Raw genomic sequence first — 13,853 nt, 5'->3', positions numbered from 1 at the left:
GAACGTCAAACTTCCGCGGCTTGTTTTGTACACATACGGCTCATGACGGGGCCCCTGTAAGGAGCGATAGCCTTGGTGGCGTGATCAGCGCGATAGTTCGCGGGGACGCCGTCGTCCCCGCCTTGCGCCCGGAGAGCACGGACGACATCCGTGACCGGGCGGCGGTCGCTGGTCTTCGCGGGCGGGACGGGGCATCGAGGACTCCCGGGACGCCGAGCACCACCCGGCCCCAGGCGTCGCAGAGAGCAGCGTCACACCGGTGGAGCAGCTCAAGAATGGCTCAGAAACCCCCGCTCATCTCGCCTTGCGGCATACCGTCGGAGCAGACCGGATACCCCGGGTCTCGGCGTGACATCGCAGGCGCAGAGGCCGTACTTCCTTCTACGTCACGCAACGGCGCGCGACAGGAGCCAGAGGACAATGCAGACCAAGCTGGACGAAGCCAAGGCCGAGTTGCTCGAGAGGGCCGCCCGGGTAGCTGAGAACGGCCCGGCCGGGGGGCACCTACCGACCGGGTCGACGGGCGAGGAGACCCCAGACGCCCGGGAAGCCCCGGACCGCGAGTCCCTGCTCACGTTCCTCCAGCGTTACTACCTGCACACGGCACCGGAGGACCTCACCGACCGCGACCCGGTCGATGTCTTCGGAGCCGCCGTATCGCACTACCGGCTGGCCGAGAATCGCCCCCAGGGCACCGCCAACGTGCGGGTGCACACTCCCACGGTGGAGGAGAACGGGTGGACCTGCAGCCACTCGGTCGTGGAGGTCGTCACCGACGACATGCCCTTCCTCGTGGACTCCGTCACCAATGAGCTGACGCGTCAGGGACGTGGCATCCACGTCGTCATCCACCCCCAGTTCGTCGTGCGGCGCGATGTCACCGGCAAGCTCATCGAGGTGCTGCCCACGCCCGCGACCGGCCTCGGCGAGCTACCGCACGACGCGCACATCGAGTCCTGGATCCACGTCGAGATCGACCGCGAGACCGACCGGGCCGATCTGAAGCAGATCACCGCAGACCTGCTGCGCGTGCTCTCCGACGCCCGTGAGGCCGTCGAGGACTGGGGCAAGATGCGGGAGGCGGCGATCCGGCTGGCGGAGGGGCTGCCGGACGAGCCCATCCCCGCCGACCTGCCCGGACCGCAGGTCGAGGAGGCCCGCGAGCTGCTGCGCTGGCTGGCCGACGACCACTTCACCTTCCTCGGCTACCGCGAGTACCAGCTGCGCGACGACGACTCTCTGGCCGCCGTCCCCGGCACCGGGCTCGGCATACTGCGCGCGGACCCGCACCACGCCGCCGAGGAGAGCCACCCCGTCAGCCCGTCGTTCGAGCGGCTGCCCGCCGACGCCCGGGCCAAGGCGCGTGAGCACAAGCTGCTCGTCCTGACCAAGGCGAACAGCCGGGCGACCGTGCACCGGCCGTCGTACCTGGACTACATCGGCGTCAAGAAGTTCGACGCCGACGGCAACGTCATCGGAGAGCGGCGGTTCCTCGGGCTGTTCTCCTCCGCGGCCTACACCGAGTCCGTGCGCCGGGTCCCCGTCATCCGGCGCAAGGTCGAGGAGGTCCTGGAGGAGGCCGGGTTCTCGCCCAACAGCCACGACGGGCGCGACCTGCTGCAGATCCTCGAGACGTACCCGCGCGACGAGCTGTTCCAGACCCCGGTCGGCGAACTGCGCTCCATCGTCACCTCCGTCCTCTACCTGCAGGAACGCCGCCGTCTGAGGCTCTACCTGCGCCAGGACGAGTACGGGCGCTACTACTCCGCCCTCGTCTACCTCCCGCGCGACCGCTACACCACGGCCGTCCGCCTGCGGATCATCGAGATCCTCAAGGAGGAGCTCGGCGGCATCAGCGTCGACTTCACGGCGTGGAACACCGAGTCGATCCTGTCCCGGCTGCACTTCGTGGTCCGCGTCCCGCAGGGCACCGAGCTGGAGCAGCTGTCCGAGGCCGACAAGGAGCGCGTCGAGGCCCGGCTGGTGGAGGCCGCGCGCTCCTGGGAGGACGCCTTCGCCGAGGCGCTCAACGCCGAGCTAGGCGAGGAGCGCGCGGCCGAGCTGATGCGCCGGTACGCGCACGCCTTCCCCGAGGGCTACAAGGCCGACCACAACCCGCGTGCCGCGGTCGCCGACCTGGTCCACCTCGAGCAGCTGAACGCCGAGGAGGGCACGGACTTCGCGCTCAGCCTGTACGAGCCGGTGGGCGCGGCCCCCGAGGAGCGTCGCTTCAAGATCTACCGCACGGGTGACGCCATCTCCCTGTCGGCCGTGCTGCCGGTCCTCAACCGGCTCGGCGTCGAGGTGGTCGACGAGCGGCCCTACGACCTGCGCTGCTCGGACCGGAGCGTGGCCTGGATCTACGACTTCGGCCTGCGCATGCCCCGCTCGCAGAACGGCGGGGACCACTTCGGCGACGACGCCCGCGAGCGCTTCCAGGACGCCTTCGCCGCCACCTGGACCGGCAAGGCCGAGAACGACGGCTTCAACGCCCTCGTGCTGAGCGCCGGGCTGACCTGGCGCCAGGCGACGGTGCTGCGGGCGTACGCGAAGTACCTGCGCCAGGCGGCGTCGACGTTCAGCCAGGACTACATGGAGGACACCCTCCGCCACAACGTCCACACCACCCGCCTGCTCGTCTCCCTGTTCGAGGCGCGGATGTCGCCGGACCGGCAGCGCGCGGGGCACGAGATCGTGGACGCGCTGCTGGAGGAGCTCGACGCGGCCCTCGACCAGGTGGCCTCGCTCGACGAGGACCGGATCCTGCGGTCCTTCCTCACCGTCATCAAGGCGACCCTGCGGACGAACTTCTTCCAGGAGGCGGCGGGCGGCAAGCCGCACGACTACGTCTCCATGAAGTTCGACCCGCAGGCCATCCCCGACCTGCCGGCGCCGCGTCCGGCGTTCGAGATCTGGGTGTACTCGCCGCGGGTCGAGGGCGTGCACCTCAGGTTCGGCAAGGTCGCGCGCGGTGGTCTGCGCTGGTCCGACCGGCGTGAGGACTTCCGCACCGAGATCCTCGGCCTGGTCAAGGCGCAGATGGTGAAGAACACCGTCATCGTGCCGGTCGGCGCCAAGGGCGGCTTCGTCGCCAAGCAGCTGCCGGACCCGTCCGTGGACCGGGACGCGTGGCTGGCCGAGGGCATCGCCTCGTACAAGACGTTCATCTCGGCGCTGCTCGACATCACCGACAACATGGTGGCCGGCGAGGTCGTGCCCCCGGCCGACGTCGTCCGGCACGACGAGGACGACACCTACCTCGTCGTCGCCGCCGACAAGGGCACCGCGACCTTCTCCGACATCGCCAACGAGGTCGCCGAGAGTTACAACTTCTGGCTCGGTGACGCCTTCGCCTCCGGCGGCTCCGCGGGCTACGACCACAAGGGCATGGGCATCACCGCCCGCGGCGCCTGGGAGTCCGTCAAGCGGCACTTCCGGGAACTGGGCGTGGACACCCAGACCGAGGACTTCACGGTCGTCGGCATCGGGGACATGTCCGGTGACGTGTTCGGCAACGGCATGCTGCTCTCCGAGCACATCCGCCTGGTCGCCGCCTTCGACCACCGGCACATCTTCATCGACCCGAACCCGGACGCCGCCACCTCCTACGCCGAGCGCCGCCGCGTGTTCGAGCTGCCCCGCTCCAGCTGGGAGGACTACAACAAGGAGCTGCTGTCGGCCGGCGGCGGCATCTTCCCGCGCACGGCCAAGGCGATCCCGGTAAACGCGCACATCCGCGAGGCCCTCGGCATCGAGGCCAAGGTCGCCAAGCTGACCCCGGCCGACCTCATGAAGGCGATCCTCCACGCGCCGGTGGACCTGCTGTGGAACGGCGGCATCGGCACGTACGTCAAGTCCGCGGCCGAGTCGAACGCGGACGTCGGTGACAAGGCCAACGACGCCATCCGCGTCGACGGCAAGGACCTGCGCGTCAAGGTCGTCGGCGAGGGCGGCAACCTGGGCCTGACCCAGCTCGGCCGGATCGAGTTCGCGCTGCACGGCGGCCGGATCAACACCGACGCCATCGACAACAGCGCGGGCGTGGACACCTCCGACCACGAGGTGAACATCAAGATCCTGCTCAACGGCCTGGTCGCGGACGGCGACATGACCGTCAAGCAGCGCAACAAACTGCTCGCCGAGATGACCGATGAGGTCGGCCACCTGGTGCTGCGCAACAACTACGCGCAGAACACGGCGATCGCCAACGCCCTCGCCCAGTCCGGCGCCATGCTCCACGCCCAGCAGCGGTTCATGAAGCACCTGGTCAGGGAGGGCCACCTCGACCGGGCGCTGGAGTTCCTGCCCGCCGACCGGCAGATCCGCGAGCGCCTCTCCCAGGGCCAGGGCCTGACCGGCCCGGAGACGGCCGTCCTGATGGCGTACACGAAGATCACGGTCGCCGAGGAGCTGCTGCACACCTCGCTGCCGGACGACCCGTACCTGAAGGGCCTGCTGCACGCGTACTTCCCGACCGAGCTGCGCGAGCAGTTCCCCGACCGCCTCGACGGTCACCCGCTGCGTCGCGAGATCACCACCACGGTCCTGGTCAACGACACGGTCAACACGGGCGGTACGACCTACCTGCACCGCCTGCGCGAGGAGACCGGGGCGTCGCTGGAGGAGATCGTGCGGGCGCAGACCGCGGCCCGGGCAATCTTCCGCCAGTACCCGGTGTGGGACGGGGTGGAGGCGCTCGACAACAAGGTCGAGGCCGACGTCCAGACCCGTATCCGGCTGCACTCCCGGCGTCTCGTGGAGCGCGGCACGCGCTGGCTGCTCAACAACCGGCCGCAGCCGCTGGAGCTCGCCGAGACGGTCGACTTCTTCGCCGAGCGGGTCGAGCAGGTCTGGGGCCAGCTGCCGAAGCTGCTGCGCGGCGCCGACCTGGAGTGGTACCAGAAGATCTACGACGAGCTGACGGGCGCCGGCGTCCCGGACGAACTCGCCACGCGGGTGGCGGGCTTCTCCTCCGCCTTCCCGGCGCTGGACATCGTCTCGGTCGCGGACCGCATGGGCCGGGAGCCGATGGACGTCGCCGAGGTCTTCTACGACCTCGCCGACCGGCTGCGCATCACCCAGCTCATGGACCGAATCGTCGAGCTGCCCCGCGCCGACCGCTGGCAGTCCATGGCCCGCGCGGCGATCCGCGAGGACCTGTACGCGGCGCACGCGGCACTGACCGCCGACGTCCTCGCGGTGGGCGACGACAGCTCGACGCCCGAGCAGCGCTACAAGGCCTGGGAGCAGAAGAACGCGGCGATCCTCGGCCGGGCCCGCAGCACACTGGAGGAGATCCAGGGCTCCGACGCGTTCGACCTCGCCAACCTGTCGGTGGCGATGCGCACGATGAGGACGCTGCTGCGGACGCACTCGTAAGGCGTACGCGTCCAACTGAGCGCCCCGGGCCGGTACTGGTCCGGGGCGCTTGTTCGCGGCCCGCCGCAGGGCGGTTCGAGTGGAGGACTCACCGGATCCGGCTCAGGCTGGGGGCGTGACTGTGAACCTGTCCGAGGAGCGGGTGCCCGCTCCGCCCCTCCCCGCCGAGTGCGTCGGACTCGCAGCGGTGAACTCCGCTCCGGCCGGCGGCAGCGGCGTCACCCCGGACGACCCGAACGCGCTCCAGGCGCCGCCCATCGGCCTGGCCTCCGCCTTCTGCTTCCTCGGCTGCCCGACCCGGGTGTTCCCGCACGATGCACACCGCGCCTAGAGCGGCCGCCGTCGCCGCGCAGGGCGCTGCCGCGGTGGTCGTACTGCTGCTGCTCCTGGTCGTCGTCCGGCTGCCGTGGGCCGGGGACCTCGGGATGCACGCGGCGACCGTCCAGCGGCTGCGCCACGACCTCGTCGACCCGGGCAACCCCCTGGTCGACGCGGACACGCCGAGTCCGTACTACTCGCCCTGGACGCTGGTGCTCGGGTGCGTCGCGCGGCTGAGCGGCCTGTCGGTCTTCGTGGTGCTGCGGCTGGGGGCGCTGGCCGGGCTCGGGCTGCTGGTGACGGGGGTGTGGCGGTACGTACGGACCCTCAGCGCGCATCGTGCCGCGCCCGCACTGGCCGTGCTGAGCCTGCTGTTCCTGTGGGGGACGGCCCTGTTCACCTGGAGCGGTTTCCACGGGCTCAACTCGCTCGCGCTGACGATGTCGTATCCCAGCGTGTTCGCGCTGGGTCTGGCGTTCCACCTCTGGGCCTGGCTGGGGCGGGCGGTGCGAGAAGACGCGGGGCCGGGGATGTTCCTCGGGCTGGGGGTGCTGTGGGCGGTGATTCTGCTGTGCCACCAGTTCTCGGGCGTGGTCGCGTCGCTGGGGGCGATCGCGACGGTGGTCGCAGCGCGGCCGGGCCGGCGCGTGTGGGCGCGGCTCGGGGGCGGGACGGTGGTCGGGCTCGGAGTGCTGCTGCTGTGGCCGTACTACGACTTCTTCGCCCTCCTGGGAGCGGGGGGCGGGCTGGAGTCGGTGCACCGGCCGCTGTACGAGGATCTGCCCGGGCGGTACTGGCTGGTGCTCCTCGGGGTGGCGGCCCTGGCGATGCGGTGGGGGCGGGACCGGTGGGATCCGCTGGTGCTGTTCTTCGCGCTCGGGGTTGTCGTGGTGGCGGCGGGCGGGCTGAGCGGGCACTACTCGTGGGGGCGGGCGCTGCCGGCCGTGCTCATCCCGGCGCAGATCGCCGCGGCGCTGGAGGCTGTCCGGGCCGGGCGGCGCGCGGTGCGGGCGGGGTGGGCAGGTGCGCTGGGTGCGGCGCTGGCGCTGGGCGCGTGGACGCAGGTGGGGACGGTCGGCTACGTGGTGAAGCCGGAGAATCTGCCTCGGGCCGTCGCGGAGAAGTACCGGCGGCCCTGGGCCGGGTACCACTGGATGACGCCGTGGGTGAGGTACGGCGATGTGGTGATGGTCCGGGCGGGGCGGCCGGCCCGGCAGATCCCGGCGTACGGGGCGTACACCGTGGCGCCCGGCTATCCCGACTTCTTCCTGCCCGACGAGGAGGACCGGGAACGGGCTGTGCGGCGGTACTTCGCGGCCGGGGCGCCGGGGAGGGAGCGGGGGGAGATCCTGCGGGAGTACGACGTGCGGTGGGTCGTGGCGGGGGTGAGTGCGCGGGGCGCGGGGCTGCGGGAGGTGACTCGGGGGCCTGAGGGGCAGGTGTTGTACGCGGTGGTGCGGTGAAGGGCGCGCCGGACCGGGACCCGACGTGGGTGGGGTGCTGGGCAGGGCGACCGACGGTGGGTGGGGTGCTGGGCAGGGCGACCGACGTGGGTGGGGTGCTGGGCAGGGCGACCGACGTGGGTGGGGTGCTGGGCAGGCTGCCCGCCGTAGGTGGTGCGGTGGGCGGGCAGCCGCCGCGGGTCTACTTGAGTACGCTCGCCACCAGCCGTGCCGCCCTCTTCACCCGCGGGCGAGCCACTCGGCGTACCGCCGGGCGCAACACCCGCGCCGTCATGCCCACCGGCTCCCAGCGGGCCTGCAGACGGCCCGGGCCGTGGCCCTCCGGTTCCAGGGTCAGCCGGTGTCCGGGGACCCGGGTCGTCAGGGCCGGGAAGGCCAAGGGGGCCAGCAGCAGACCCGTGTGGGACAAGCCCTGGTGCTGGAGGCGGAGCAGGGGGTGGCGGATGCCCGCGAAGCCCTGGAGGGGCAGGGAGGCCGCCGCCAGGTCCAGGTGGGCGTGGCCCTCGAAGAGACCGGGCCGGACGGGGGAGAGGCGGAAGTGGACGCGGAGGCGGCGGCCGCCCGGGGCGATGAGGAGCGTCGCCCGCCGGGGACCGACAGGGAGGCGCAGTGCCGGGTCGTACGTGCGGATCGCGAGGTCGATCGAAGCGCCCGGGCCTCGGGTGATCTCCGTGATCTCGTGGCGGAACTGGGCGCTCGGGAAGGGGCGGGTCTCCAGCTCCAGGTCCGAGATGTCCAGTTCGCGGCGGGCCCAGGCGGACACGGGGATCCGGTCGCCCCAGTAGGAGCGTCCCTGGTCGTCCCTCGCCACCCGCCGGGGCGCTACGCCGTGGCCCAGGCCCCTGGACGCCAGGCGGGCGTCCGCCAGGCGGCGGTCCCGGATCAGCTGGACGACCACGCGCTCGGCGCGCGGGAGGCGGGCGAACGCGCCCGGGGCGAGTGTGTCGAGGTACGGGGTCACGATGTCCGCGAAGGACGTCAGCCAGGCGTCGTCCCGGTAGGGCAGGTCACCGGCGTACATCCGGAAGTCGTGCTTGAGGAACTTGTGGTCCTTGTCCTCGCGCAGCGACTCGTGCCCGCTCTCGGCCAGGAACGCGTCGATGAGGTGCTGGACGTGGACCCGGTCCCGGACGTTGGCGAGCTTGTGCCGCTGGTTGGATATCGAGGCCGCCTCGGAGGCCGCGAACGGGGCCACGTACCAGCGGTACACCGGCTCCGGGATGATCGTGAAGCTCTTGGCCAGGCAGTACGCCTGCGCCGAGAACAACTGGTCCTCGTAGTGGATGCCCTCGGGGAAGCGCAGGCCGTGCCGGTCGAGGAAGGCGCGGGCGTACATCTTGCTGGTCGACAGGTGCTCGAAGAGCAGGCGCGGGTCGGCCTCGATGCCGTCGAGGGTGCGGCGCTCGGCGACCAGGTGCGGCATCCACGTCGAGCGGCGGCCGTTGTCCGACCGGACCCGCTCCACCGCCCCCATGGCGAAGTCGAGCTCGCGTTCGCGGTGCGCGGCGAGCAGCAGTGCGACGGAGTCCTCGGGGAGTTCGTCGTCGCTGTCGAGGAACATCAGCAACGGCGCCCGGGCGGTCTCCAGGGCCCGGTTGCGGGGTGCGCTGCAGCCGCCGCTGTTCCGCTCCAGACGGAGGTACCGGATGCGGGGGTCCTGGTCCGCCAGCCGTCGTGCCACCTCCGGCGTCCCGTCCGTCGAGTGGTCGTCGCTGATGACGATCTCGAGGTTCGCGTGGGTCTGTCGGCGCACCGAGTCGACCGCGCGGGTGAGCCGTTCGGCGTCGTTGTAGACGATGACCGTCACGGTGACGTCGGGGGTGCTCATGCGGTCGCCTCCTGCGGGGTCGGGGCGGGGGTGCGCTCCTCGATCGGCAGCACCGGCGGCAGGTCCCCCCCGTCCTGACTGAGGAAGACCCGGCGTACGACGCGTTCGGCGGCGCGTCCGTCGTCGTACTCGCAGAACCGGCGGCGGAAGACGGCCCGGGTCTTCGCGGCGCCCTCGTCGCGCCAGGCCTCGGTGGTGAGGATCTCCGTCAGCTCCTGCTGGGTGCGGGCGACCGGGCCCGGGGCCTCGGCCATCAGGTCGAAGTAGACGCCGCGGGTCGTGCGGTACGTCTCCCAGTCGTCGGCGTGGATCACGATCGGGCGGTCGAGGTTGGCGTAGTCGAACATGATCGAGGAGTAGTCCGTGACCAGGGCGTCCGCCGCCAGGCACAGCTCCTCGACCGGCTCGTAGGAGGAGACGTCGATGATCCGGCCCGTGCGGCGCAGGTGGGTGAGGGGGGAGGCGGCGCCGCCGTAGAAGTAGTGGCCGCGGACGAGGAGGACCGTTTCCTCGCCGAGGCGGTCGGCCAGGGCGGCGAGGTCCAGGCGCGGGGTCCAGCCGGCCTCGTAGTCCCGGTGGGTGGGCGCGTAGAGGACGGCCCGGCGGCCGGGCGCGATGCCGAGGCGCTCGCGGACCGCGCGGATGCAGGCGGCACCGGCCGTGTAGTAGACGTCGTTGCGCGGATAGCCGTGGTCCAGGGAGACGTAGCGCGAGGGGTACGCGCGCTCCCACATGCGGGTGGTGTGGCTGTTGGCCGAGATGCTGAAGTCCCACTTGTCGATGCGCTCCAGCAGCGCCTGGAAGTCCAGGCCCTGCGCGGCCGCCGGGTACGCCAGCTGGTCCAGGCCCATGCGCTTCAGGGGCGTGCCGTGGTGGGTCTGGACGTGGACCGCGTCCGGGCGTTTGACCACCGCGTTGGGGAAGTTGACGTTGTTGACCAGGTACTTGGCGGTCGCCAGCACCTCCCAGTAGCGGCGGGTTCCGGGCACGACATGGTCGGTGCCGGGCGGGAGGAGGGCCGCGTTCTCCTCGGTGACCACCCACACCGGGTGGATCTGCGGGGCGAGTTCGGCGAGCTTCGCGGCGATCGCGGCCGGGTTGCAGGCGACGCCGCGGTTCCAGTACGCCGAGAACACCGCCAGGTGGGGGTTGACCGGGCGGCCGAGCGCCCTGCGGTACTGGTGGTCGCGGAGCCGGGCGCCCACCTGGCGCCTGCGGGCCCGTACAACCGACCTGGCGGTGCGGCGGGTGCGGTTGACGGCCTGGAAGGCCCGGTACTTGGCGTACGCGCCCTCCTCCAGCAGGGAGCGCCGGACGCCTTCCAGGCCGGCCGGGCGGCGGTGGCCCTCGGGGCGGCGGCGCAGCGCGGCCAGGGACGCGCGGCGGAAGAACTCCCGCGCGACCTCCTCCGCCATGCCGCCGCGGGCGAAGGTGCGCAGGCAGTCGCGGACCATCACGTCGTAGAGCACGGTGTGGGCGGCGCGGCGGTCGCGGGTGAGGTCGAGGAGGGACTCGTAGCGCTCGACGAGGCCGTAGCGCTGCTCGGGCGTGACCGGCGGCAGGCTGGCGGGGCGCAGCCGGCGGTCCTCGTAGGCGACGTGCGGCAGGCAGGCGACGCGGTCGGCGAGCAGCAGGGCGGCCAGGGCGGCGTACGGCTCGTCGTCGGTGGTGAATCGCTGCTCGTGCGCCCTCCAGAACTCCGCGCGCAGGATGCGGGTGCCGAGCAGCGGGGTCAGCCGCAGCAGCGGCGAGCAGTCGTCGAGGGCGACGTCGGCGCGGCCCGCCCGGGCGAGCAGGGAGCCGTCCGGGGACGGCAGGCCGGAGGTGTGCCAGGTGCTGCGGACGTGGTCCACGAGCAGCACGTCCACTTCCGCCGGGAGCTCCGCGACCCGCTCGGCGACCGTGCGCGGGGCGCCGGCGGGCAGGCCGTCCTTGGCGTGGACGAAGTGGAGCCAGCGCCCGGAGGCCCGGGCCGCGCCCGCCACCCGGGCCGCGGCGTCGCCCGTGCCGTCCGGCAACGGCACGACCTGGACGTCCGGGGTGTGCCGCTCGGCCGTCTCCCGGGCCCAGTCGCCGACCGCGGCCACGATCAGCTCGGCGTCCGGGAGGGGATGGGCGGCGAGGGAGTCGAGGAGTTCCGTCAGGTGGTCCTGCGTGTTCGGCCCGTGGACGATGACGCTGAGTTCGGCCATCACGGGGACTCCTTCTCGCAGCGGCTCCATATGCGGTCATGGTGCCATCAATGAGACGAAAGGGCCGATCGGGTGCGCCTCACGAGGGAACGGCGGCCTTCGGCTTCGGCTTGGCCTTGGGGGACTTGTCCCCGGTGAACGCCTCGTACTCCTTGAGGACGTCCTCCGTCGGCCCGTCCATGCGCAGCTCGCCCCGCTCCAGCCACAGCACGCGGTCGCAGGTGTCGCGGATCGACTTGTTGTTGTGGCTGACCAGGAACACCGTCCCGGCGTGCTTGCGCAGCTCCCGGATGCGGGCCTCGGAGCGCTTCTGGAAGGAGCGGTCGCCGGTGGCCAGGGCCTCGTCGATCAGCAGCACGTCGTGGTCCTTGGCGGCGGCGATGGAGAACCGCAGCCGCGCGGCCATGCCGGAGGAGTACGTCCGCATCGGCAGCGTGATGAAGTCGCCCTTGTCGTTGATGCCCGAGAAGTCGACGATCTCCTGGTAGCGATCCCTGACCTGCTCGCGGGACATGCCCATGGCCAGGCCGCCGAGGTGCACGTTGCGCTCACCGGTCAGATCGTTCATCAGGGCCGCGTTGACGCCGAGCAGGGAGGGCTGGCCGTCGGTGTAGATATGGCCGTTCTCCACGGGGAGGAGCCCGGCGACGGCCTTCAGCAGGGTCGACTTGCCGGAGCCGTTGGTGCCGATCAGGCCGATCGCCTCGCCCCGGTGGGCGACGAAGGACACGTTCCTCACGGCGTGCACCCGGCGCACGCCCGACGCCGTCTCGGTCTGCTTGCGGCGCAGCATGCGGTTGAGGGCGGCGGTCGCGGAGCCGCGTCCGGCGCCGGTGCCGTTGACGCGGTAGACGATGTCGACGCCGTCGGCGACGACGGTGGGGATCCTGTCGTTGGTGAGGTCAGCCACGGCCGTATGTCTCCTCAGCCTTCCAGAAGTAGATGAAGCCGCCGACACCGGCGACCAGCGCCCAGCCGGCGGCGAGCGCCCACACGTGCGCCGGGAGCCGGCTCGCGTGGAAGCTGTCGATCAGGGCGAAGCGCATCAGGTCGATGTAGACGGCGGCCGGGTTGGCCGCCAGCGCGACCGTCACCACGTGGGGCAGGCTGTCCTTGTCCGCCAGCTGGTCGATGCTCCACATGACCCCCGAGGCATACATCCAGGTGCGCAGCACGAACGGCATCAGCTGGGCGATGTCGGGGGTCTTGGCACCCATCCGGGCCATGGCCATGGAGACGCCCGCGTTGAACGTGAACTGCAGGAACAGCGCCGGCACCGCCAGCAGCCAGGAGGGCCCGACCGGCACGCCGAAGCAGAGCAGGATGACGACCAGCGCGCCCATCGAGAACAGCAGCTGCTGCAACTGCTGGAGGCAGAACGACAGCGGCAGCGCGGCGCGCGGGAAGTGCAGGGCGCGCACCAGGCCGAGGTTGCCGGAGATCGCGCGGGTGCCCGCCATGATCGAGCTCTGCGTGAACGTCCAGATGAACACGCCCGTGACCAGGAACGGGACGTAGTCCGGGACGCCGTGCTTGGTGCCGAGCAGCACGCCGAAGATGAAGTAGTAGACCGCCGCGTTCAGCAGCGGGGTCATCACCTGCCAGACCTGGCCGAGCTTCGCCTGGCTGTACTGGGCGGTGAGCTTGGCGGTGGCGAACGCGGTGATGAAGTGGCGGCGGGCCCACAGCTGTCGCACGTACACCGGCAGGGGCGGGCGGGCGCCGCTGGCCGAGAGGCCGTGGCGGGCGGCGAGGGCCGCGAGGTCGTCGTCGGCCGGGGCCGGTGTCCGGGGCATCCGGGGCGGTGTGTGGAGGGCCTGGCTCACATCCGCTGCTTTCGCTCGGGAGGGGGTGGGGTGGGACCGACGGGGGCGTGAAGAGCGCGGCGGAGGGGTGGTTCTCACCGGACTGTTTCTTACCGGTCTTACCGGACTCCGCACGGATTCTTACGTCGGGACGGGACCGTATCGTCGCAACGGGAGCGTACGTCGGGCGAGCGTCGGAACGCAACCGTTTCGTCGTGACGCCCTATGCTGTCGGCATGACGACGAAGCCCGACGAGCCCCAGCAGCCCCCGCGCCGCCGGGCCCCCGCGGGGGCCGCCGTCCTGCGGGAGGATGTGACGGAAGCCATCCGGGCGGCCGTCTTCGAGGAGCTCGCCGCCGTCGGCTACGCGCGGATGTCCATCGAGGGGATCGCGCGGCGGGCGGGCGTCGGGAAGACGGCGGTGTACCGCCGGTGGCGCTCCAAGCTGCACCTGGTCCTGGACATCGTCTCGGCGCTCGCCGTGCAGGGTCTGCCCGCGCCGGACACCGGCACCCTGGCGGGCGACCTGCGGCTGCTCTACGAGGTGACGTCCCGCGCCCTGCGCCACCCCGTCGCCTCGCAGGTCATCCCCGACCTCCAGGCCGAGGCGGCCCGCAACCCCGAGATCGCCGAGGCCCTCCAGAAGGCCCTGCGCGAGGGCCAGGACGGGGTCGCCACGGGCATCGTCACGGCGGCGGAACGGCGCGGCGAGCTCCGCGAGGGCCTCGACCACGACCTGGCCCTCGACCTGATCTCGGGCCCGCTGTACTGGCGCTCGGTGGTGATCCGCAGCCCGAAGCTGCCCAAGGGCTACCTGGGGGCGCTGGCCCGGGCCACGGCGGAGGCGCTGCGGGCGCTGTGAGGGGC

8 protein-coding genes are annotated in these 13,853 nt (G+C 71.7%); 4 read left to right on the top strand and 4 right to left on the bottom strand.

The window, feature by feature from the left end; all coding sequences use genetic code 11:
- Nucleotides 1–420 precede the first annotated feature (420 nt).
- From ACZ5TL_RS10505 to ACZ5TL_RS10495, 3 genes are all read left to right on the top strand, one after another.
- The gene (locus tag ACZ5TL_RS10505; RefSeq protein ID WP_468588973.1) at nucleotides 421–5,379 is read left to right on the top strand and encodes an NAD-glutamate dehydrogenase; all 4,959 of its coding nucleotides are present in this window, start codon (nucleotides 421–423) and stop codon (nucleotides 5,377–5,379) included.
- Between the two features lie 115 nt (nucleotides 5,380–5,494).
- Nucleotides 5,495–5,710, top strand: coding sequence for a hypothetical protein (locus ACZ5TL_RS10500; protein WP_468588972.1), 216 nt, complete (start codon nucleotides 5,495–5,497; stop codon nucleotides 5,708–5,710).
- Nucleotides 5,694–7,160, top strand: coding sequence for a hypothetical protein (locus ACZ5TL_RS10495; protein ID WP_468588971.1), 1,467 nt, complete (start codon nucleotides 5,694–5,696; stop codon nucleotides 7,158–7,160). Before ACZ5TL_RS10500 ends, ACZ5TL_RS10495 begins: the two co-directional genes overlap by 17 nt.
- 181 nt (nucleotides 7,161–7,341) lie before the next feature.
- On the opposite strand, the gene ACZ5TL_RS10490 is transcribed toward ACZ5TL_RS10495, so the two are convergent.
- From ACZ5TL_RS10490 to ACZ5TL_RS10475, 4 genes are all read right to left on the bottom strand, one after another.
- Nucleotides 7,342–8,988, bottom strand: coding sequence for a glycosyltransferase family 2 protein (locus ACZ5TL_RS10490; protein WP_468588970.1), 1,647 nt, complete (start codon nucleotides 8,986–8,988; stop codon nucleotides 7,342–7,344).
- Nucleotides 8,985–11,180 carry a CDP-glycerol glycerophosphotransferase family protein gene (locus tag ACZ5TL_RS10485; RefSeq protein ID WP_468588969.1) on the bottom strand — a complete coding sequence of 732 codons (2,196 nt, stop codon included), beginning with the start codon at nucleotides 11,178–11,180 and terminating at the stop codon, nucleotides 8,985–8,987. The genes ACZ5TL_RS10490 and ACZ5TL_RS10485 overlap by 4 nt, the downstream gene beginning before the upstream one ends.
- Nucleotides 11,181–11,259: 79 nt before the next feature.
- Nucleotides 11,260–12,090, bottom strand: coding sequence for an ABC transporter ATP-binding protein (locus tag ACZ5TL_RS10480; protein WP_468588968.1), 831 nt, complete (start codon nucleotides 12,088–12,090; stop codon nucleotides 11,260–11,262).
- Nucleotides 12,083–13,006 (bottom strand): ABC transporter permease, encoded by a 924-nt coding sequence (locus ACZ5TL_RS10475; protein ID WP_468588967.1) that lies wholly within the window; start codon nucleotides 13,004–13,006, stop codon nucleotides 12,083–12,085. The genes ACZ5TL_RS10480 and ACZ5TL_RS10475 overlap by 8 nt, the downstream gene beginning before the upstream one ends.
- A 215-nt stretch (nucleotides 13,007–13,221) precedes the next feature.
- Between ACZ5TL_RS10475 and ACZ5TL_RS10470 the strand changes: the two genes are divergently transcribed.
- Nucleotides 13,222–13,848, top strand: a complete 627-nt coding sequence (locus ACZ5TL_RS10470; protein ID WP_468588966.1) for a TetR/AcrR family transcriptional regulator — start codon at nucleotides 13,222–13,224, stop codon at nucleotides 13,846–13,848.
- Nucleotides 13,849–13,853: the final 5 nt, after the last annotated feature.

It is taken from the genome of Streptomyces sp. NPDC033136 (assembly GCF_055578235.1).
The sequence above is the reverse complement of the archived record's forward strand: the minus strand, read 5'-3'. Positions and strand labels throughout refer to the sequence as shown.